Raw genomic sequence first — 22,188 nt, 5'->3', positions numbered from 1 at the left:
AAGGGTCGCGTTTTGATGAGTGTACAGGCGTTCACGCTGTTTCCTGATCCCCGGATTAGCCTCCTTCCTGATATGAAAACCCCTGCTAATATTCATTGAGTAATCTCTCTGATTCTTTGCGATTTTGCTCTGTTTATCCTTTTTGAAACCGGTTTGAGGTTACAAAGTGCGTAAAGCAATTATTGTTGATGACCATCCTTTCATTCTGGCAACGGTCAGAATGCTGGTCATCAATGCTGGATTTCAGGTTGTCGCTGAGTGCGACAACGGTATTGAGGCTTTACAGCAATGCGAGTCACTGCAACCTGATTTGCTGGTGCTGGATTTAGGCATTCCCGGACTGGGCGGACTGGAGGTGATCCGCCACTTACGCGAGCGTAAAAACGCCTGCAAAATCGTCGTGCTGACCTCCCAAAACAGCGAGCAGTTCACGTTGCCTTGTATCCAGGCGGGGGCGTCAGGTTATGTGTCAAAGAACGATAATCTTTCGATGCTGACGGACGTCATCAAAGCCGTCATGTCGGGTTATTCATTATTTCCGCAAGTCTCTCCCGCAACCGGTGAAAATACGATGGCGGATACGGAGAAACTGGCCCGTCTGTCGCACCGTGAAATGCTGGTGATGAAATATCTCATCAACGGTCTGAGCAACAAAGAAATCGCCGAAACATTGTCACTGAGCGAGAAGACGATCAGCACCTATAAAACCCGGTTATATACGAAGTTAAATGTCAGCAACTTACTCGAACTGGCTGACGTAGCCAGCCGTTATGAGAAGACGTAAATGCGTATATTTGGCTGGATAATCTTAAGCTTATTGCTCTGCACACAGGCAATGGCTGCCGGAGTTTATACCGCCACACTGCACGGGCAATATAAAGGCCCTGTCCCTGTTGTTTCACTCAGCAACGAGCAGCAACAGTGGTTGCAGCAGAAAGGGCTGCTCACGATGGGGATTACCGAACCGGGCTACCCGCCTTTCGATATCATCAATTTTGAAAATGATTATATTGGTATCACCGCCGACTATGCTTCACTGATCTCCACCGCGCTGCACATCCCGGTGACGGTGAAAATTTTTGGTACGCGCCAGGAGGCGATGGCTGCGCTGGCAAACAATGAGGTCGACTTCCTCGGGACAGCGAATGGTTTCGACCAGATAGACAAAAACCTCGTTTTATCTGAATCTTACGCTGAAGACAATCCGGTCTTCGCCAGACGTACCGACATTCCTGAAAATCACAGTGACAGCCTCAACGGTCTTTCTGTGGCCATGGTGTACAACTATTTGCCTCCACAATGGATAGTGGAAGCCTATCCCGACATTAAGCTGAAAATGTATCCCTCCAACTTCAGTGCGATGGGGTCAGTGTCCTTCGGACAAAATGATCTCTTCCTTGGCGACAACATCAGTGCTGAATTTCTTTCGGGCCGGCGTGTTTTCAATAACATTACTATTGAACGCCGGGCCAGCCTGCCAAAGACGCAGTTCGCTTTTGCTCTTAACCACGCTAACAAAACCCTTTTACCATTAATGAATGCCGTCATTCATGCCGTCACACCCGGGCAGCGTCAGCAAATCCTTGCTCACTGGGGAGTGAAGTCGCAAATGATTGATAAAGACAATCCCGTACTTTTCGATGAAAAAGAGCTGGAGTGGCGCGATAACCATCGGGTTTTACGGGTTGCGCTGGAGGACATCAATGAACCCTACTCTTTTTTTGCGGCAGACGGCGAGCCCTACGGGATCAATGCGGATGTACTGAAAGAAGTGGCTATAATCGCCGGTATACGGCTGATATGGCACAAAGTACTGACTGGCGCAGAGGCAAGAAGTTTGCTGGAAAAGGGAACGGTTGACCTTGCAGTGATGGCGACAGATAACCTGCAACCGCCACCGCCGGGCATCCGTTATTCGCCTACTTTTTATCGCGACAGCTATGTGGTTTCCAGTCGCTTAAACAGCAATATCAATATTGATGCACTGGGTGATAAACCTTTGCGTGCTGCGGTCGTGGAGAAAGATCCGATTCTGAACACGATTAAAGATGAATATCCGCAGATGATACCGGTGATCAGTGAGGGGGCCGTGGAGGCTTTTCGTCTGCTCAGTGCCAATAAGGTCGACATCGTCGTGGTTTCACTGGCTGAATCCGTGTTCATGATCGATAACTTCTACAAAAATCAGTTCAAAATCGACTCGGTCTTTACCACCCAGTCACTCCGGCTGAGCATTGCGATGGCAGATAACCGGCCGGAATTGTCCGGCATTATCAGTAAGGCCCTGGCCTCCATTCCTCCGGCGAAAATGAGTGAACTTGGCAATCACTGGCGCGGCCAGACGGTGATTGAGCGAAACTTCTGGAATAAGGAACGCCAGCAACTTCTGTACGGATTCCTGTTTCTGTTTGCTTTCCTCATCGTCCTGCTGATTTGGGTTTACTGGCTGCGTAATCTGATAAAGCAGCGGGATAAGGCCGAATCAAAGCTTAACGATCAGCTGACTTTCATGAGGGACCTGATTGATGGAACGCCGCTCCCTATCTACGTGCGTGACTGCAACGGTAAATTGCTGTTGTGCAATACCAGTTACTATCAGCAACTGAATATTCCAGAGGATGCGGTTCTGGGTAAAACGATGTTTGATATGCAGGATATGAACGAAGGATGGGTCGAAGAACTTGAGGAAACGTACCTGCAGGTGATTGAAACGGGAGAAAGCATTATCAGTGACCGGATCCTGCGGCTCGCCCAAAATGATTACCGCATTATTCACCACTGGATCATGCCCTACCGGACCGGAAAGGGCGAGATTATCGGCGTCATCGGCGGCTGGTATGACATCAGCGAACGTCACAAACGTATGGAGCGTTTACAGACCGATAAAGACCAGGCCGTGCAGGCCAGCGAAGCGAAATCAACTTTCCTGACCACCATGAGTCACGAAATCCGCACGCCGATGAACGTCATTATCGGAATGCTGGAACTGGCGGTTAAAAAAGCCGATGCAGGCATTGTTGATAAATATTCCCTGAATATTGCGTCCGGCGAAGCGCAGGGTTTACTGGCGCTGATAGGGGATGTTCTCGATATAGAACGTGCCGAAAGCGGCTACCTTTCGCTGAACGAACAGGCGGAAAATCTTGGCCAGTTGATCTCCTCCCTGTGCCGGTTATTCGGGGCGCTGGCGCGACGCAAGGGGCTGGAATTCAGTACAGACATCACCGGAACGCTCGATTATGGGGTACTGATAGATCCTCTGAGATTTAAACAAATCATCTCCAACCTGCTCAGTAATGCACTGAAATTCACCGAACAGGGCAAAATCACTGTCAGTGCGACTGCCCATGTGGAAAGCGCAGAGCGCCTGCAACTGACAATAACGATTACCGATACCGGTATCGGAATTTCAAACGAAGACTGTCAGAAACTTTTCTCCCGCTTCTCACGGGCGTCCAATAATAAACTGTCCTCTCAGCAAAGCTCGGGGCTGGGTCTGCTCATCTGCAAAACGTTGAGTGAAATGATGGGCGGGACGCTGATGCTTAAAAGCCAGCCAGGACAGGGCACTTCGGCGGTCGTGATATTGCCATTGCAGCGCAGTGCGCTGCCACAATCCGAAAGCCTGCCAACGACCGTCACAGAAATTCAGGCATCGCGGCGGGTGCTGATTGTCGATGATTACGCGGCTAACCGGGAAGTGCTGACTTTCCAGCTGAACTCACTGGGGCATCACGTGACTGCGGCCGCTGACGGCAGCGAAGGGCTGGCTGCGTGGCGACGCGGAGATGTCGACTTCGTGATCACTGACTGTAGTATGCCGGTGATGGATGGCTATGAACTGACGCGCCGGATACGTCAGCAAGAAAGCAAACAGGGTAAGTTGCCGGTAAAAATCATCGGATTAACGGCCAGTGCCGTCAATGAGGAACGGCAAAAATGTCTTGATGCCGGAATGGATAAGTGTCTGTTTAAACCCGTGACACTGGCGATGCTGGCCGCTCTTTTTGAGACTCAAATTGAACCCGAAGACGTACCCTCTGGCGATGAAAATGAAGTGGATTTAAGCGGGCTGGTCACGCTGACAAATAACGATCCCGCTAAACTTCACCCTCTTTTACAGACATTTATTTCCGGTATTCATAAAGACACGCAGCAACTTCAGACCGCGTCAGCCTCGGGCGATAGTCAGGCGCTGGCGGCCATTGCTCACCGCATCCGCGGCGGCGCTGAGGTGATCAACGCGCAGGCCGTCATTGATGCCTGCGATACGTTGGAAATTGTGAGTGAGAATGAGGAAAATTACGACGATGCCGTCAGTGAGTTGCTCGCCGCCCTGGAATCATTGTCAGCCAGACTGAAAAGGCACATGAGCTAGAAACGGTGCTGCTGATTTATGCCGTCAGCAACCGGCGCAGTGAACTTCGCTGTTTTTCATCCAGCCCGTCAGCCATGTCCCATTGTGTATTTTCTGCTGCGCGGGTCAGCAGGGCGACCAGCCAGTCGAAAATGTATCGGGCATTGCCCTGTATCACGTTATCACCGAGGCTATCCAGGCGCATGCCGGCACAGGCCTGAGGAGCAGGCGCAAAAATCGGTGTGCCCTTATTAATACGGCTTTGCGGGCGCAGCCCGACATCCACCTGGTTGTAACCCAGCCAGCTGACAAAATCATTTAATACATTACCCGCCTGAGTGACCGCCATTGCGGCATCGCCATTCTGTTGCGCCAGCGTCGTTTCCAGCGTATCAGCCAGACCGAGGCGGTAAGCCGTGGTGATCAGCGTGTCGCACAGTGTCTGAAGCTGAGCGGTATCCAGTCCGGCGGCACCGGCAGTAGCCTGATGGTGCCCAAGCTGAGTCAGATGATTTACCCACAGGGCGAAAACGTCTGCCGCAAAGCTGTCCTGCTGATGCGCTGTATCGGGGGCCGCGTCCGCGTCGTCAAACAAATCGACACTCATCATCAGCGCAGAATGCTGCCCGGTATTTTTCTGCTGCTGTTGTTGCCAGCACTGATAAAGCGCGGCGCGTGGCAACATCAGACGGTCAATCAGGTCACCCTGTTTTGCCGCCTGAGATTGCAGGGCGCGGATCATCATTTCAGTGCGCTGACCCGGTTGCTCATTTTCCGGCGAAATGAACCGGCGGAACTGCGCGGCAATCCGCTGATGCAGATTCTCCTGCAAGGCGCGAATACGGTCCTCTCTCGATACGTCGTTGATTGCCGCCGACAGCCATTCGTTCAGACAAGCGATATCGCGCTGATCGAGCGCCTGTAATGTCCCCCAGCGTTTTCCCGATTGCGTGATATAACGCTGCACGGCGGCGTCGGTGTGATTGCCACGGGTAAAGCGCAGGTCGAAAGGCGTGATGGCCCATACCAGACGCGGCAGTGCGCTCTGTGTCTGTGGCTGAGTTTCCTCCACCCAATTTTCCAGCATTCGTGCCACCGGGCTCAGACTCTGGCTTTCGGAGACTGAGTTACAGATGAGCACCGTATCGGGTTGCAGGCATGCCTGATAGCGGGGGAGTTGTCCTGCGGGGATGTCCAGAATATCGACGCCGGTCAGTGAAGAAGGCTGGCTCAGTGTGAAAGTGATTTCGGCACACAGGCTGACCAGATCCTGCTGCGGGATGCTCAGACGTGTCAGATTATTTTCATCACGCAACGGGCAGACAATCACGTCGTTGTTCAGCTCTCCGGTATTTTCCGCCGCGGGAACCAGGAAACCGGGATTTGGCAGCAGCATATTGTCGACGAGCAGACTGAGCGGCGCCAGAACCTGTGTCACTCCACCTAAATTCTGTAACCTGCGCGCCTGCTGCTGCCACTGCGAACTCAGTGCCGGGTGTTCTCCCCACAGGGTGGAAAGCAATATTGCCCGGTCGGCCAGATCCAGCCAGGGAGCCAGTTCGGCCATCTGCCAGACCAGCGCATCATCCAGATGATAAGCGCTGCGAACCGACTGATGATAACAGCGGACGACCGATGAAAATTCTCCGCAGGTCATGCCCGGAACTTCACGCGGCTGGCGGCGCAGTTTCAGCTCATTCAGTCTGGCAGTGATGGCGCTGCGGGACAGGATACGCGGCTGGCGGGAAGCCTGATACTGACGTATCAGCCGCTTTGCCAGTTCACTTTCGCAAAACAGTGTCAGCAGCAGCGGAAAATTTTCCACCCTCTGTGTCACAACATCGGTGAAACGAACGGCCATCGAAGGCGGGAGATTATCGGGATTAATATGACGCAGATAGTCGAGCGTGTTTTCACCCAGCTGCACGTAAATCTCATCACTCCCTGCGGCGGCAATCATTTTGAGCATGTGGTGTTTACCGGCAACGGAGCTTCCGTATAACCCCAGCGTCAGCGGGGCATCCTTCAGAGAAACGATCTGTTGCTGGCGCTGCTGTAATGGCATTAGCCGCGCCAGCAGCCCGTCAGCTTCCCGATCCAGCCGCGGGGAATGCGCGCGGGTGTCGTTTACCCATCCAGTGAGTTGATTAATCATGGCGTCTGACTGGCTCATTTTAGGTATACGCTCCCGCTGTCGATCCAATAGTGATTTTCGCCGTTGTAACTGCTGGCGAGAGTATTCAGTTTCAGGCTTACCGCCCCTTCCGGCAGCGGGCTGCCGTCCTGCATTGTGGCGTGCGCCAGAGAGAAGCCGCCGTTTTGCTGATCATATTGCAGCTGCACCTGCAAAATGCCGTCTCCTGCAATGCGCTTTGCCAGCGCCGGAGTGTTGATTTTCAGCTGATACAGCGGCGTGGCCGGCCAGCGTGCATCAGCCAGCTGGCGGAACCCCAGACAAATATCGCCACGCACCGGGAAACTCAGGTTGTCATCCAGCCGCGCTGTCGGGCAGTCAAGATCCACCTGCGCATACCAGACGTTTTCTGCATTCAGGGTCTGATTACCCTCTAACACGCCCAGATAGCGGATGGTGGAATAAGCCTGTATATCAGCGCTTTTAAAGTTGAAACCCGGCAGGCGTAAATCCATCGCCAGACTGCAAAGCATTGCACCCAGCGCCGCGGTGGATTTTGGATTCACCACCCGTCCCTGCTGACCAAAAGGAAAGCGTTCGTGGATCTGATAACTGTCCAGCCAGACAATACGGTTGACCGGTACCGGCTGCTGATAACGCAGTAACGCCTGAACACCCGGAAAACAGGAAGGGCGACCGGTGACCAGCAGGACATCACAGCAGTAATGGTTGATCACTTCGCACAATGACTGCAGCGGGGCAGTCAGGCTGAAGCGCCCGGTGAGCAGGGCTTCTTTGAGCGATGCCAGCTTCACCAGCAGCGGGACATCCAGCACATCAAAAGGCTGCGCGTCCGCGGGCAGCAGCGGTTGTATCGTCTGATGGATATAGTTGATGACGTTCTGCGTCGGTTGCCGGGGGATCAGCTCACCGAACCGGCCTTCAAACAGCGCGCCGTGATCATGCGGATCGCTGTTTTCCCAGCTGGCGAGAATGGCGTGACCGAGAGGAATAAACAGCTGCAAGGTGACCTGCTGGCGCAGCGTGGCACGACTTCCGTCGAGGGCGGCATCGCCGAACAGTTTATTCATGACGCGCGCGGCATCGGTCACACCGGCTTTTTGCAGGGTATTTTCCAGTGCCGGAAGAATACAGTGGCGGATCACGTCCAGAAGAATGTCGTCACCGGCAATTTTGAACCCTTCACGGAACAGCAGATTTGGCGTGATTTTGACATTGCTTCCCGCACCGTCGTCCAGCTGGTACTGGGTGATTGCCATATCCGTGGTGCCGCCGCCGATATCCACAGACGCCACACGCAGGGTGCGTCCCTGAGGTTCATCGCCGGCGAGCTGCCGGTCAGGACGCGCAAGGCTTTGGAAAAACACCTCCGCATGACCGGCATAATTATTGATGACTTCGTTATACAACCAGACCAGCTGGCCGCAGGTGGCTTCGTCCCATTCCATTTGTACTTTTGGTAAAGGAACCACGGTGGCACGGCTGCCGGAACCGGGCAGCATATCGTCATCTTTTGGCTGCCAGCCGAGGGATTTCCAGACCAGTTTTACCGCTTCCTCCACCCGCTGGCGGAAAATCTCCCGCTCCTGTTTGGGCATGGCAGAAGGCAGCGTCAGGACAATATCGCGCAACTGGCGCGGTGCATGCGTCAGCCCCATGCTCTGACGGTGGCCGACGCTGTTGATTTGCGCCAGCGCCTGAGCCAGCAGCTCGCACAACATGATCGTCATCAGCGAACTGCGGCTGTAGTTGGGTGAAAACACCGGCAGACGCTCTTCCGGTGGCAGGCGGTACAAAGGCTGCCCGTCATCATTCATCAGATTCATCAGCGGTAACGCGATGGCACGAGGCTCACGCGGCGTTTTACCCGTCAGCTGACTGAAGCGCCACGCCTGATCTGACGGGGCATCATCCCACAGATAGCGGCGCGGACTGGAAATGCCACTGGCACCTTCGGTTCCCAGACGGCGCGTTGCCAGCTGGCGTGCTTCATCGCCGACGCGGGCAAAAGACGGCCAGACGAACGCTTCATCGCGGCCACTTTCAACTGAAAAATGGTGTTTGCCAAATTTGGCTTCATTGAATTCCAGACGGCTGGTGAACAGCGGTTCGCTGATGAGCTGCGGCTCCGTCAGTGAACGGATATGCAGTTCGGCGCTCTGCTGTAATCCGGCATTTTTCGGGCCGTGATCTTCAAGGATCACGCCGCAGGTATGCGTGTTACCTACATCAAGGATCAGATCCACCGGAACGGGCGCATTGCTCAGGGTTTCCGTGACGATCTGAACTTCCGGGATCATCAGCTGGGTACCGAGCATTTCGAGAATATTGAGGAAGTGTGCCTGATACTCGAAGGCTTTCATGGCGCTACTGATATCGCCCGCGCTGCGCGTTTCTTTGTGCGTGGCATAGTGAACAAACACTTCACGCAACCAGCCGTCGACCCAGGTCTCGTCCAGAAACTCACGGATCTCATGATTGTGCCACGCCAGTGCAAAACGGCTGCCGTCACGCACATCACGGGCGGTGAGAGCCAGCTGCGCGGTGGCGCTGTCATCTGCGTGAACTTTGGTGTCGAACGCAATACACAAACGGACGGTGTTACCGGCCTCATCCGGCGCTGGCAGGCGCTTAATCTGCACACGCGCCCAGTTCGCAGGGCTGTTGGTGAATACGCGCGGCGGGCTGAAACGCATAAAAGGCAGCGGCAGCCAGACGTTGTCCATCACCTGCAAAGAATGTTCCAGAGAAACCGTCATCTCCGGACGGACAAGTTCCGGCTCACCGCCGTTTTCAGCGGGCAGGGTGAAGCGTTCAGACAGCGTATCGTAGCTGAGACGCAGCAGCGGGCCATTAACGCTGTGGCGCACAAAGCGACCCGCATGCGGGCTTGCGCCCACCGGATTCAGGCCGAAATCCAGAAACTGCACACTGCTGTTCTGGATGAGCGTAACGGCCGGTTTGAAGTCGATAAGGGTTGCCAGCATGAATTATTTACCCACTCTCAAAAGCGTCATCGGAACGACGGTGTTGTCTTCATAACGGCCGGTGCATTGGGCCGCGCCGCTGAGCGGCTGTTTGCAGGTGATTTCCGGCACCTGATAACGGGTGTCATCGCTGCATTTCGCTTTGGTGCGGCTCTTGATCAGCAAATTGCCTGACTGCATCAGCCCGAGATAAACGTCAGCTTTACAGACGATATTATTGTTGCGGGTAATGCTGATGGTGCCTTCGCTATTTTTGATCTGATAACGCAGGCCCGGCGGTGTACTGGTCAGCGGATTATTGACGTTGATGCTCGCCTTCCAGCGGCCATTCATAAAGGCAGTCGAACCCGCTTTAACCTCATCAGCAGGCAGCACCAGTGCATTTTTATCGATGACCGGTTCCTGCGCTTTTTCCACGACGGGCTCTTTCACTGACTCTTCTTTCACCGCTGGCGCAGGCGGCGCAACCACCACGGCAGGCTGAACCGGAAGCTGAGCGGCCACCAGGATTTTTGGCGTGTCGGTCACCGGTTCGGCGATATTTGCAGGCACGTTGTTTTCCGTGGATCCGGCGCGATAAGGCGTCACCACCAGCGACGGCATCATGGCGGCGATATACGGCCAGGCGACGGGCAGGCCGATAAACAGGATGCCCACAAAGGCAATTTTGAGCATCAGGCTGCGCCACAGCAGTCTGGTTTTTTGGGGCAGTGCGGCGGGCTCAGCCTGCACAGTGACAGCGGGTTCTGACGGCGGTGCAGAAGGCGATGAGAGCGTGACGACGACCGGCTGCGGATCAGCAAATTTTTCATCTTCAGGCTCGGGCGCGGTTGCGGGCAGCGGATCGGAAGCCTCAATAACCAGAGGCTTATTGATCAGAGATTTTTCGACCAGGGGAGGGGGCGTTTCTGGTGTGACAGTATCCGGTTTTTCAGCCACCGGCGGGATAACGGGCTCCTGTTCTGCCGCGATTTCGGCCACGACAGGTGTCGCGATTTCACGCAGGCAATCGAGGGGATCATCCTGTTGAGCATGGTTAAGACGGGTAAATCCCCAGAAAGTGATCACCGGTTTATCGTCAACCAGATAGACATGCTGACTGGCGGGAAACTGCATCACCCGGGCCAGCAGTGAACCAAATAACCGCACGGAGGTTTTTTCCGCCAGCAGGCAGCTTTTGCTCAGCACACTGGCGCTGGTCAGGCAATTTTCCAGATACCGCAGGGCGTGTTCGCGTTGTTTCCCGCTGGCGTTAGCCCACTGAGTAATAACGCCTTCGTGCGGCGCGTACCAGTCCACTTTATCTTCGGCTTCATTGTGCTGAGGGATCGCCAGGCAATCGAGAAGGATCAGTTGTTTACGCAGACGTAATGTTTCGCGAATTTGTATCGCGCTTTCAAATATTGTCTGACCGTTTTCACCCAGCGCATTGTAATCGTCCAGATATCCACTGCGCAGTATTAGATTTGCCACTTCACACCCTGTTTAAAATTCCGCATATTTTTACGCTGGCTATTTTAGCGGCTTTCGGGATGAAATAATGATAAACAAATTGGCCGAAGAACGAACAGAAGTGACGCTTATTACGGAGATGGGAAAGACAAAAAAAAGCTTCCCGCGACAGGAAGCTAAAATAGACAACAAGGGTGGTTTATTTAGAACGCTTTTTTAGATAACTTATATTATTAATTTGTTAATGCTTTTAATAATCCCGTTACACGCTGATGTTATAAACCTTTCCTGATGCAGGCGTCGCAGACTGACCTTCCTGACCATAAAGTGAGGTGGGCGCGCCCGCGTTATTCACCAGTTTTTTTATGCTTTCGGTTTTCTGAATATGCATTTCGAGCAAATCATAAATCTTTTTATTCAGCTCGTTAGACGTGCTGACTTTTTTGGTGATATTTTTCCACAGCAATGCAAATCTTGCGTTCTGATGATAAGGCGCAGAAAGATGTAACGGCTTTTCAATTTGCTTACGCAGGTCATCATAATGACTGATCGTCGCCAGTAACTGACTTTTGCTGTCGGATACAATTTGCAGGGAAACAGGATTAATCTGCGTCCGCCTTAACTGGTTTGCTTCCTCGACAAGAATAGCCTCCAGCTCACCCAGAGAATCTTGAATTTTTAGCAGAACCGAACGTAAGTTTTCCATTTTCATTAATGTCTTATCAGAACTTATGAGAGTTGAAAGATGTCTTCGACCAGCGCATTGGCAATCTGGTCGGTATCAAGTTGTAATTCACCGGCATCCATGGCTGCGCGAATTTTAGCAAGACGGTCGTAGTCAACATCCTGTGAGCTGTCTGCCTGAATGGCCTGCGTCACTTTACTCAGCTTAATTTGCGTACCTGAGGTTTCGCTGGCCGCAACCGGCGCCGCGCTGATATCCGCGGCTTTCGGACGCATTTTTAAATCCTGCTGTTGCACATTCACAGCGGGTACTGAAAGAGGTTGAATTGTCCGGTCGATGCTCATGGTGTTCCTCTACATTCGTTGTTCTGGTGACCTCACGGTATATTTAAAATATCGGTGGCTGCCAAAATAACTAAAGCTATTCTTTTAAATTAATATGCACTTTTCCGTCCGGGGCGACCATGCCGGTCACAATCTGCCCTGAACGGGTGCTCAGTCTCACCGGCTGGCCTGCTGCTGCGCTGTCCAGCGCTTTGGCTTTTATGCGGATCTGAAACCCTTCACCGGTGGCTAATACGTCCACTTCCTGTCCTGAAACCACGGACCAGCCTTTGCGTAGCTGATTTTCGACGACGGCCTGCCCTTTATTGATAGTGCGCGTGGCGGTCTGGCCGACAATGTTCTCCCGGTCAAAAATAAGCCCGGCGGGAAGTCTGTCCAGCGAGCCGGTGCGCGGCTCAATATCATTCGCCTCAATCACGCTGCCGGGTTTAATTCCGTGACGCGCCGTCCACCAGGTACCCTGCGCCTGTACCGAAATCTGGATAAATTTACGTTTGTTCCCGCACTGCGCAATGATGCTTTTATTGCCGGTCAGACGCCGGTTGTTTCCTGCTATGGATAATTCCGGCGTGGCGCAAAGAGAAGTCAGTTGTTCAGCGGGCGTCAGGATCTTTATGCTGCGAATAATGGCGCTGTCCGCAGGCCTTTCATTGTGGCTGTTCACCAGCGCAGTGATCTGTGTTTTAAGCGTCTCAGCAGAAAGCGTTGCGGCAATAGCATCAAAAGAAAGCAAACAAAATATAAGACTTAATACTGGGATTGCCGCTGTATAAAAAGGGCGGGGTAAAAACAAAAACGGTCGGGAGGAAAACATGATTTGCACTGACCTTATATTATATAACGCAGGGTGAATCCCTTTTCCAACAACTTTTAACGGCTCAAAGTATAAGCCAGAAATTGAGTTTATTAACGTGTTAAATGCACGAATTTCTGAGGCTAATTTAAGGGATTGCTTTGTGTAAATAAGCACGAAAAATCCATCCCGCTAAATGCGCTTATTTTTGTCGAATCATCACAGTATAAAATTGAACCATTCGCCAATAGAATGTATGAGTTAATTTTCATAAGGCAGAGGGTTGTTTCTTCATGCTTGATAAACTCGATAATGCGCTACGTTTCCAGCAGGAAGCGCTGGGCTTACTGACTCAACGTCAGAATATATTGGCTTCAAACATTGCTAATGCAGATACGCCGGGATATTTAGCCAGGGATATTGATTTCTCTGAACAGTTAAAAAGTGCAGTGGAAAGAAATACGCCGCCACAAGGTCCTCTGACCTTGTCATTAACGTCAGGATCACATATTCCCGCTGTGGCGCCGGCAATGGATAACGGTCAGCTGCTTTATCGTATTCCCGATCAGCCAAGTGCTGACGGAAATACTGTTGATATGGATCGTGAGCGTATCAGCTTTGCTGATAACAACATGAAATATCAGACCAGCCTGACCGTTTTGGGTGGGCAAATTAAAGGCATGATGAGTGTCATTGGCCAGGGTTAATTATTGTCATGTCTACGATGAGTATTTTTGATATTTCAGGATCCGCCATGGCGGCCCAGTCTAAACGTCTGAACGTCAGCGCCAGCAATATGGCCAATGCCGACAGCGTCGTCGGACCGGATGGTCAGCCTTATCGCGCCCGACAGGTGGTATTTCAGGTGAACAGTGCGCCGGGTCAGGAAATTGGCGGCGTTCGCGTCAGCGATGTGGTGGAAAGTAATGAGCCGGATCGTCTGGTGTATGAGCCGTCAAATCCGCTGGCGGACGCCAGGGGTTATGTGCGTATGCCCAATGTCAATGTGGTGAATGAAATGGTGAACACTATTTCAGCCTCCCGCAGTTATCAGGCCAATGTTGAAGTGATGAACACGGCCAAATCGATGATGTTGAAAACATTAACGCTGGGCCAATAAGGGACGACTCCATGGCTGTTTCACCCGTAATGAATAGTGGTTCATCTTCCTCCCCGACGTCGACAGGCACGGGCAGCAGCGCGGCTGACCTGTCGCAGAGTTTCATGGAACTTCTGGTGGCGCAGATGCAAAACCAGGATCCCACTAATCCGATGGATAACAACCAGCTGACCTCTCAGCTGGCGCAATTTAACACCGCCGCAGGCGTCGAGAAGCTCAACAGCACCCTGGGTGACGTGGGCCTGATCGTTAACAGTATGCAGCAAATGAACGCCGCGCAATGGGTCGGACGCACCGTGTATATCGAAGGTGACTCGACCGTTTCCAACAAAGAAGGCGGGAATAAAGATTTCGGCTTCAGCCTCGATTCGGACGCCGACAAAGTGACGGTCACCCTGACGGATGAGCAGGGCAACGCCTACACCGCGGATGTGAAAGGGGCAAAAGCCGGTCCCAATAAATATTCACTCGACGATCTGGAGAACTTTAAGCCCTCCGATCCGACCGTTGACGAGACCAGCGTCTTTAAGGTGACTTTCACCGCCTCTAACGAAAACGGCAGTGTGCCAAAAGTCACGTCACTGAAAAAAGGCACCGTTGAAAGCGTGTCCTTCACCAATGGCGGCGCTCAGCTCCAGCTGGGGCTGGATGGAACCGCGCCGATTGGCAAAGTGTATTTGATTGAATGATCAGGTCTTCATATTTCATTTATTAGTGTTCAGGAAGAATAACAATGAGTTTTTCACAAGGTCTTAGCGGGTTAACCGCAGCTTCACAAGCCCTCGATGTGGTCGGTAATAACATTGCAAACTCCCAGACCGTGGGCTTCAAATCCGGCTCCATTGCGTTTGCTGATGTTTTTGCCGGTTCTCAAATCGGTATGGGTGTACAGGTTTCCTCTGTTAACCAGAACTTCAGTGATGGCGTACTCGGGATGGGCAACAGTGATCTGGATATGGGTATCCAGGGAAATGGTTTCTTCCGTCTGGCCAGTGAAGCCGGCAGCATTTTCTATAGCCGCAACGGACAATTCAAACAGGACGAAAACGGCTATATCGTCAACAACCAGGGCATGTTCCTGACCGGTTATCAGGCGACCGGAAACCCGCCAACCATTCAGCCGGGTGCGGCCGTCGGCCCGATTCAGATCCCAAATGGTCAGATGCCAGCGCGTGCTTCTGACGCCGGTACCCTGAAAGGTAACCTGAATTCGGGCAGCGATGTCATCGATCAGACCGCGAACCCGTTCGATCCTGCGGATAATAAAAGCTACAACTCCGTCACCCAGATGGATGCCTACGACAGTCTGGGTAACAAGCACACCATCAACGTGTATTACGTGAAAACCGGTGATAACCAATGGAAAGCCTATTCCAGTGATACCACCTCGCCAAATCTGAATGACCAGGGTGATCCTGTTTATCAGGAACTGGAATTGTCTTTCGATACCGCAGGTCAGCTGACCACCAATCCGGCGAAATTAAGCATTCAGGGTGCCGGCTATAACGGCGGCGCACCGCTGAATTTCGATCTGGATATGGACGGTATGACCCAGCAGGCATCGGATACGGACATGGGCAGCCCGACCACCACCGGTTACGCGCCGGGTCTGATGAACGGCTATATGGTCGGTGACAACGGTCAGGTGATTGCCAGCTACAGCAACGGTCAGTCTCAGCTGATTGGTCAGGTGGTGCTGTCTAACTTCACCAATCCGGGTGGGCTGACGTCCAAAGGCGACAACACCTGGGCTGAGACGCCGGAATCTGGTCAGCCTTCTACCGGCGTGGCGGGAACCGGGAATCTGGGGAACCTGCTGGGTAACAAGCTTGAGTCTTCCAACGTGGATCTGAGCAAAGAGATGGTCAACATGATCGTCTATCAGCGCAACTATCAGTCCAACTCGCAGACCATCAAAACCCAGTCTGAACTCCTTCAGATTCTGGCTAATCTGGGCTAAAGGCTGCTGCTATGGATCGCGCAATATATACCGCCATGGGCGCGGCAAATGCCGCCCTCAACCGTCAGGCCGTCACGTCAAACAACCTGGCGAATGCCACCACGACCGGATTTCGGGCACAGCTCGCGGCTTTCCGCGCGGTGCCGGTAAATGGTCCGTCCGTCGCCACCCGTACGCTGGTGACGGAATCCACGCCTTACCACGACGATTCGATGGGCGCCATCAACCAGACCGGACGCAATCTCGACGTTGCTCTGCCACAAAATGGCTGGCTGGCCGTTGCATTGCCGGACGGCACTGAGGCTTACACCCGCGCGGGCAATATTGCCGTCGACAGCGAAGGTCTGCTGAGCATCAGAGGAATGCCGGTTCTCGGCGACGGTGGCCAGATTAACGTGCCACCGCAGTCTGAACTGACCATTGCGCCGGACGGGACAATCACCGCACTGGGTGCCGGTGACGAGCCGACCGCGCTGGCGCAGGTGGGCAGGCTGAAGATGGTGAATTCACCCCTTCAGGATCTGACGCACGGCGATGACGGATTGTTCCATATCTCTCCACAATCGCCAAACGCCGGGCTGAACCAGTTACCTGCGGATCCTGATTTACAGCTGATCCCGGGCGCGCTGGAAAGCAGCAACGTCAATCCCGCCAAATCGATGGTGGACATGATTGCGACCGCGCGCGGCTTTGATATGAACATGAAAGTCATCAGTGCAGTGGATGACAACGAAAAGAAAGCTAACCAGCTACTGAGCATGGGCTAAGAGGAAATTCAGCATGATCCGTTCTTTATGGATTGCCAAAACAGGTCTTGAAGCACAACAGACCAACATGGATGTCATCTCCAACAACCTGGCAAACGTGAGCACCAACGGTTTCAAACGCCAGCGTGCGGTGTTTGAAGACTTGCTTTATCAGACCCTGCGCCAGCCCGGTGCTCAGTCTTCCGAGCAGACCACCATTCCTTCCGGTTTGCAGCTGGGTACCGGTGTTCGTCCTGTGGCGACCGAGCGTATTCACAGCCAGGGCAGCCTGACGCAAACCAATAACAGTAAGGATCTGGCGATCGAAGGTCACGGGTTCTTCCAGGTGTTGCTGCCCGATGGCACCACCGGTTACAGCCGCGACGGGTCATTCCAATTTGATCAGAATGGGCAGCTGGTGACCGCCAGCGGGTATCAGGTTCAGCCTGCGATCACCATTCCGCAAGATGCTGACACCCTGACCGTCGGCAACGACGGCATCGTGAGCGTCACCGTACCGGGACAGACTGCGCCGCAACAGGTCGGGCAGCTGACGTTAAGCACATTCATCAATGATTCCGGTCTGGAAAGCATCGGTGAAAACCTTTACCGCGAAACTCAGGCTTCCGGCGCGCCGAATGAAACAACGCCCGGTCTGAACGGTGGCGGCACCCTGAAACAGGGCTATGTCGAAACCTCAAACGTTAACGTGGCGGAAGAGCTGGTCAATATGATCCAGACTCAGCGTGCCTACGAAATTAACAGTAAAGCCGTTTCAACGTCCGACCAGATGTTGCAACGCCTGACACAACTTTAATCCTGTTTAGACCTGGATCCTGTTTAAACCTGGATCCTGTTTAAGCCTGAATCGTTTTTAAACCTTAATCGTATTTAGAAGCCTCAAAGCACCCATACGCCCGGCCTCTGTCCTGCAGACGGGGGCCGCTTTATGGCTGCTTAAGCCTGTAGTGGATGACATGAAAAACCAGCTTTCTTCTCTGTACCCCGTACAGTTTCCGATCCGCACGCGTGCCGCCAGCCAGCTGATCGCCGCCGGTGCGCTGACGTTTCTTTTGACGGGATGCGCCTATCTTCCTCACAAACCTTTAGTCGATGGCGTCACGACCGCCAGTCCGGCGGCGGCGGCTACCACTACCGCTAACGGGTCTGTATTTCAAACCGGGCAGGCGATGAGCTACGGCTATCAGCCGATGTTTGAAGACCGCAGACCCCGCAACGTGGGTGATACGCTGACCATTGTGCTGCAGGAAAATGTCAGCGCCAGCAAAAGTTCTTCGGCCAATGCCAACCGTGGCGGATCCACCGATCTTTCTGTTGATGCGGTGCCGGGTATGCTGGCCGGTTTACTGGGCGGTGACCGCGCGGCGACCTCGATCAGTGGCAAAAATGATTTCTCCGGCAAAGGTGGCGCTGCGGCGAAAAATACCTTCAGCGGCACCATCACCGTCACCGTTCAGCAACTGCTGGAAAACGGCAACCTGAAAGTCGTGGGCGAGAAACAAATCGCCATTAATCAGGGAACCGAGTTCATCCGTTTTTCCGGTGTGGTTAACCCGCGAACCATCAGCAGCAGTAACACCGTTATCTCCACTCAGGTGGCGGACGCCCGCATCGAATACGTCGGTAACGGCTACATCAACGAAGCGCAACAGATGGGCTGGTTGCAGCGTCTGTTCCTGAATTTATCCCCTTATTAATGGTTAACAGACGACAGTTCATGAAAACTTCATTTCTCTCGCTGTGCTTGACCTTGTTCTGTGGCCTGATTTTCATCATGCCGCAGAATGTACAGGCAGAGCGTATTCGCGATTTAACATCGATTCAGGGCATTCGCAGCAATTCCCTGATGGGTTACGGGCTGGTGGTCGGCCTTGACGGCACCGGCGACCAGACCATGCAAACGCCTTTCACCACGCAAAGCCTGAGCAACATGTTGTCCCAGCTGGGGATAACGGTGCCCGCAGGCACCAACATGCAGCTGAAAAATGTGGCGGCGGTCATGGTGACCACTGATTTGCCTCCCTTCGCACGTCCGGGCGAGAAAATCGACGTGGTGGTGTCTTCGCTGGGTAACGCGAAAAGCCTGCGCGGCGGCACATTATTAATGACGCCGCTCAAAGGTGTGGATAACCAAATTTATGCGCTGGCGCAGGGGAATTTACTGGTCTCCGGTGCGGGGGCGCAAAGCGGTGGCAGCCGTGTGCAGACCAATCAGCTTAACGGCGCGCGCATCAGCGGCGGCGCTACCGTGGAACGTGAAGTGCCGGCCAGTTTTGCTCAGGAAAATACGCTGCGTCTGCAACTTAACGATGATGATTTCACCGTGGCCCAGCAGATCAGCGATGAGATTAACCGTCGTTTCGGGGGTTCAACCGCCGTCGCGGAAGACTCGCGCACCGTGAAGTTGTTTGCCCCGTCCGGCAGTGCCGCCAAAGTGCGCTTCCTGGCCGATGTGCAGAACATCCCGATCCGTATCGGCATTATGGATGCCAAAGTGATCGTCAACTCCCGCACCGGTTCGGTGGTGATGAACCGTCACGTGACGCTGGACGCTTGTGCGGTGGCACAGGGTGATCTGACCGTCGAAGTGTCGCGCAGCAATCAGGTCAGTCAGCCGGATACGCCTTTCGGTGGCGGTCAGACCGTGGTGACACCGAATACGCAGATCTCCGTACGTGAGCAAAATGGTTCGCTGCAACGGGTGAACACCAGTGCTGATCTCAATAATGTGGTCCGTGCGCTGAACAGTCTGGGCGCGACGCCTAACGATCTGATGTCGATTTTGCAGTCGATGAAAAGTGCCGGTTGTCTGCGCGCCAAACTGGAGACCAACTGATGAGCAGCTCACCGCTGACTTCCGGTGCGGCGTTTGATGTCCGCGGCCTTGATGCCCTGAAGCGCGAAGTGAAAAGTAATTCGCAGGAAGGGATCAAAGCGGCGGCTAAGCAGATGGAAGGCATGTTTATCCAGATGATGCTTAAAAGTATGCGCGATGCCTCTTTTAAGGATGGCCTGCTGAACAGCCAGCAGTCGGACATGTTCACTTCGATGTATGACCAGCAGATCTCTCAGGACATTGCCTCGCAAAGCAAAATGGGGTTTGCCGATCTGATGGTCAGGCAAATGGGGGGAGAAGTGACGCCGGTGACGAATACGCCCGGTGTTGCTCCGGCACCTTATGTGCTCAACGGCGGCGGGTATGCGTCCCGCGTGCCGCTGAGCCGGTCTGAACAGACAACATCTGAAAGCCTGAGCGCGGCGCAATATTCCCGGGGAACAGAGAAAAACAGCCACTTTATTTCCCGGATGCTTGAACCCGCAATAGCGGCGGCGAAGAAAAGTGGTATTCCCCATCAGCTGATTATTGCCCAGGCGGCGCTGGAGTCAGGCTGGGGAAATAAAGAAATCACCACAACAAATGGTAAACCAAGTCATAACTTATTCGGAATAAAAGCCACGCCGGACTGGAAAGGTGAATCGACAGAAATAACCACCACCGAGTTTGTTAATGGTGTCGCGCAAAAAGTAAAAGCCGCATTCCGGGTATATCCGTCTTATTCCGAAGCGCTGGCCGATTACACGTCTCTGCTGACTAATAACCCACGTTATCAAAATGTTGCGCGTTCAGGATCACCTGAAAGGGCTGCGCACGCCCTTCAGTCAGGCGGATATGCCACCGATCCTGCGTATGCGAAAAAATTGATCAACATCATTAATCAGGTGAAGGGAAATATCAGTCAGGGGGTGAATGCCTATAAAACCGATCTTTCTTCAATTTTTTAGCCTCCGGCGTTTTAGTTTATTTTCGAAGTACCGATAGATTAAACAGGTGCGAATTTTCCTAGAGAATAATTCTGGACAAAGGCGCTAACAACTTTAGCCAAGAACACAATGTTGGTGATTTATGAATCTTTATAATCTGGCTCAGAGCGGACTTAGCTCGGCACAAGCCGCGATGAATGTCGTGGGTAACAATCTGACCAATGGCATGACGCCGGGATATAGCCGACAGAGCATTATTCTGGGGGAAGCGGGCGGCAGAACCACCGGTTCCGGCTTCTTCGGTTATGGGGTTCAGGTGAATGGCGTTCAGCGCGCCTATAACGGATTTGTGAATAACCAGCTTCGCGGCGCTTACACAGAATCATCAAGCCAGGTCGGGCGTTATCAGCAACTGACACAGATTAATAATATGCTGGGCGACGATACCAGCAACATCTCCACATCCCTGAACAGCATCTTCAAATCGCTTGAGGAAATAAGCGCCGATCCGGTCAGTCAGGCTGCGCGTCAGGGCGCTTTATCCCAGTTCAAGGCGATTTCTTACCAGTTCAATACCCAGAGCAATACCCTCAACGGGCTGGAAAAAAGCACCAATACCCAAATTTCCCAAAGTGTTTCTGACATTAACGCGGATGCCAAACAGCTCGCGAAACTGAATGAAGAAATTGCCAGGATCCACGGACGTACCGGCGATCTTCCGGCGGATTTGCTCGATCAGCGCGACGCCTTATTAGAGCGTCTGAGCACTCAGGTGGGTATCAAGGTCAACGAAAATACCACCACTGGCCGCGTGGATGTCACGCTGTCAAACGGTATGCCGCTGGTGAACGGTGACCGCTCTTATCAGCTGGAAGCGTTTGCTTCTGACGAGGATCCTTCCAAAACCGTCGTGGCTTACGTCGATGCTTCAGGCAACAAAATGCTGCTTGATGAAGACAAAATGAGCGGCGGCAAACTGGGTGGATTATTCAAATTCCGCAATGAAGATCTGGTTGATGCCCGTAACCAGCTGAACCAGCTGGCCTTGCAAATGGCCAACCGCTTCAACGAAGTCAATGCCGCAGGTTTCGATCTCGACGGTAATCCGGGCGGTGACATTTTCAATATTGCTGACCCGACCGCGCTGGCAAACAGTGGAAATACCGGCGACAGCTCGCTGGACGTGTCCTTCTCCGACATCAGCAAAGTGAAGTCAGAGGATTACACCTTAACCTTCAAAGGCCCGAACGATACCGACTGGGAAGTGACCACGGCAGATGGCAGAACCATCAATCCGACGGTGGGCACTAACGGCGAGCTGGAGTTTGACGGCGTTTCCATCAAACCGCAGGGGACTCCTCAGGCTGGCGACAGTTTCGTGATGAACCCGACAGCAGGGGCGGCCGGAAAGATCAGCGTGGCGATAACCAAAGGCGACCAGATCGCGGCGTCGAGTGTAAAAGGCGAAGAGAGTAATAACGAAAACATCAAGGACATGCTGGCGATCAAGACCGAAACCCTGATTGGCAACGGCACGCTCACGGAAGCCTATTCCAGCCTGGTCAGCTCCGTCGGTTCTTCCATGAAGGCACTTGAGGCAGATAACGAAACCACGTCCAAAGCCGCCGCCGCCATCGAATTCGAGAAGCAGTCGGTTTCCGGCGTGGATCTGACGGAAGAGACCGTCAAATTCCAGATGTACACCCAGTATTATCAGGCCAATGCACAAGTGTTGCAGGCCGCTAACACGCTCTTTGACACTCTGCTGAGTCTCCGCTAACCCGTAAATGTGTCACGGCCAGCGTG

The 22,188-nt window shown here is 53.2% G+C and carries 18 protein-coding genes; 12 read left to right on the top strand and 6 right to left on the bottom strand.

The window, feature by feature from the left end:
- Window positions 1–166: 166 nt before the first annotated feature.
- Window positions 167–784, top strand: coding sequence for a response regulator transcription factor (locus tag J1778_RS24795; RefSeq protein ID WP_217173501.1), 618 nt, complete (start codon window positions 167–169; stop codon window positions 782–784).
- Window positions 785–4,378 (top strand): ATP-binding protein, encoded by a 3,594-nt coding sequence (locus tag J1778_RS12815; protein ID WP_217173500.1) that lies wholly within the window; start codon window positions 785–787, stop codon window positions 4,376–4,378.
- 16 nt (window positions 4,379–4,394) lie between these two features.
- On the opposite strand, the gene J1778_RS12810 is transcribed toward J1778_RS12815, so the two are convergent.
- The 6 genes from J1778_RS12810 to flgA form a co-directional block, all read right to left on the bottom strand.
- Window positions 4,395–6,530: a virulence factor SrfC family protein gene (locus J1778_RS12810; RefSeq protein WP_217173499.1), complete on the bottom strand. Its 2,136-nt coding sequence runs from the start codon at window positions 6,528–6,530 to the stop codon at window positions 4,395–4,397.
- Window positions 6,527–9,499, bottom strand: a complete 2,973-nt coding sequence (locus J1778_RS12805) for a virulence factor SrfB (protein ID WP_217173498.1) — start codon at window positions 9,497–9,499, stop codon at window positions 6,527–6,529. The genes J1778_RS12810 and J1778_RS12805 overlap by 4 nt, the downstream gene beginning before the upstream one ends.
- A 3-nt stretch (window positions 9,500–9,502) precedes the next feature.
- Window positions 9,503–10,972: an SrfA family protein gene (locus J1778_RS12800; RefSeq protein ID WP_217173497.1), complete on the bottom strand. Its 1,470-nt coding sequence runs from the start codon at window positions 10,970–10,972 to the stop codon at window positions 9,503–9,505.
- A 241-nt stretch (window positions 10,973–11,213) separates the two neighbouring features.
- Entirely contained in the window at window positions 11,214–11,657 is a 444-nt protein-coding gene (locus J1778_RS12795) for a flagella synthesis protein FlgN (RefSeq protein WP_238484699.1), read from the bottom strand.
- A 23-nt stretch (window positions 11,658–11,680) separates the two neighbouring features.
- The gene (flgM, locus tag J1778_RS12790; RefSeq protein WP_217173495.1) at window positions 11,681–11,980 is read right to left on the bottom strand and encodes a flagellar biosynthesis anti-sigma factor FlgM; all 300 of its coding nucleotides are present in this window, start codon (window positions 11,978–11,980) and stop codon (window positions 11,681–11,683) included.
- Between the two features lie 76 nt (window positions 11,981–12,056).
- The gene (gene flgA, locus J1778_RS12785) at window positions 12,057–12,713 is read right to left on the bottom strand and encodes a flagellar basal body P-ring formation chaperone FlgA (protein WP_238484698.1); all 657 of its coding nucleotides are present in this window, start codon (window positions 12,711–12,713) and stop codon (window positions 12,057–12,059) included.
- Window positions 12,714–13,066: 353 nt separating this feature from the next.
- Here flgA and flgB point away from each other — a divergent pair, with 353 nt between their 5' ends.
- From flgB to flgK, 10 genes are all read left to right on the top strand, one after another.
- Window positions 13,067–13,480 carry a flagellar basal body rod protein FlgB gene (flgB, locus tag J1778_RS12780; protein WP_217173493.1) on the top strand — a complete coding sequence of 138 codons (414 nt, stop codon included), beginning with the start codon at window positions 13,067–13,069 and terminating at the stop codon, window positions 13,478–13,480.
- A gap of 8 nt (window positions 13,481–13,488) precedes the next feature.
- Window positions 13,489–13,893: a flagellar basal body rod protein FlgC gene (gene flgC, locus J1778_RS12775; protein ID WP_217173492.1), complete on the top strand. Its 405-nt coding sequence runs from the start codon at window positions 13,489–13,491 to the stop codon at window positions 13,891–13,893.
- An 11-nt stretch (window positions 13,894–13,904) separates the two neighbouring features.
- On the top strand, window positions 13,905–14,582 hold the full coding sequence (locus tag J1778_RS12770) for a flagellar hook assembly protein FlgD (RefSeq protein ID WP_217173491.1): 678 nt from the start codon (window positions 13,905–13,907) through the stop codon (window positions 14,580–14,582).
- A 44-nt stretch (window positions 14,583–14,626) separates the two neighbouring features.
- Entirely contained in the window at window positions 14,627–15,853 is a 1,227-nt protein-coding gene (gene flgE / locus J1778_RS12765) for a flagellar hook protein FlgE (RefSeq protein WP_217173490.1), read from the top strand.
- 11 nt (window positions 15,854–15,864) lie between these two features.
- Window positions 15,865–16,620: a flagellar basal body rod protein FlgF gene (locus tag J1778_RS12760; RefSeq protein WP_217173489.1), complete on the top strand. Its 756-nt coding sequence runs from the start codon at window positions 15,865–15,867 to the stop codon at window positions 16,618–16,620.
- Between the two features lie 13 nt (window positions 16,621–16,633).
- Window positions 16,634–17,416: a flagellar basal-body rod protein FlgG gene (gene flgG / locus J1778_RS12755; protein ID WP_129639238.1), complete on the top strand. Its 783-nt coding sequence runs from the start codon at window positions 16,634–16,636 to the stop codon at window positions 17,414–17,416.
- A 160-nt stretch (window positions 17,417–17,576) separates the two neighbouring features.
- Window positions 17,577–18,317: a flagellar basal body L-ring protein FlgH gene (locus J1778_RS12750; protein ID WP_217173488.1), complete on the top strand. Its 741-nt coding sequence runs from the start codon at window positions 17,577–17,579 to the stop codon at window positions 18,315–18,317.
- Between the two features lie 77 nt (window positions 18,318–18,394).
- A complete protein-coding gene (locus tag J1778_RS12745; RefSeq protein WP_238484712.1) occupies window positions 18,395–19,456 on the top strand; it encodes a flagellar basal body P-ring protein FlgI in 1,062 nt (353 codons plus the stop codon).
- A complete protein-coding gene (flgJ, locus tag J1778_RS12740; protein ID WP_217173487.1) occupies window positions 19,456–20,403 on the top strand; it encodes a flagellar assembly peptidoglycan hydrolase FlgJ in 948 nt (315 codons plus the stop codon). The genes J1778_RS12745 and flgJ overlap by 1 nt, the downstream gene beginning before the upstream one ends.
- Window positions 20,404–20,524: 121 nt before the next feature.
- Entirely contained in the window at window positions 20,525–22,162 is a 1,638-nt protein-coding gene (gene flgK / locus J1778_RS12735) for a flagellar hook-associated protein FlgK (RefSeq protein WP_217173486.1), read from the top strand.
- Window positions 22,163–22,188: the final 26 nt, after the last annotated feature.

The sequence above is a fragment of the Rahnella bonaserana genome, assembly GCF_019049675.1.
GTDB lineage: Bacteria > Pseudomonadota > Gammaproteobacteria > Enterobacterales > Enterobacteriaceae > Rahnella > Rahnella bonaserana.
The sequence above is the reverse complement of the archived record's forward strand: the minus strand, read 5'-3'. Positions and strand labels throughout refer to the sequence as shown.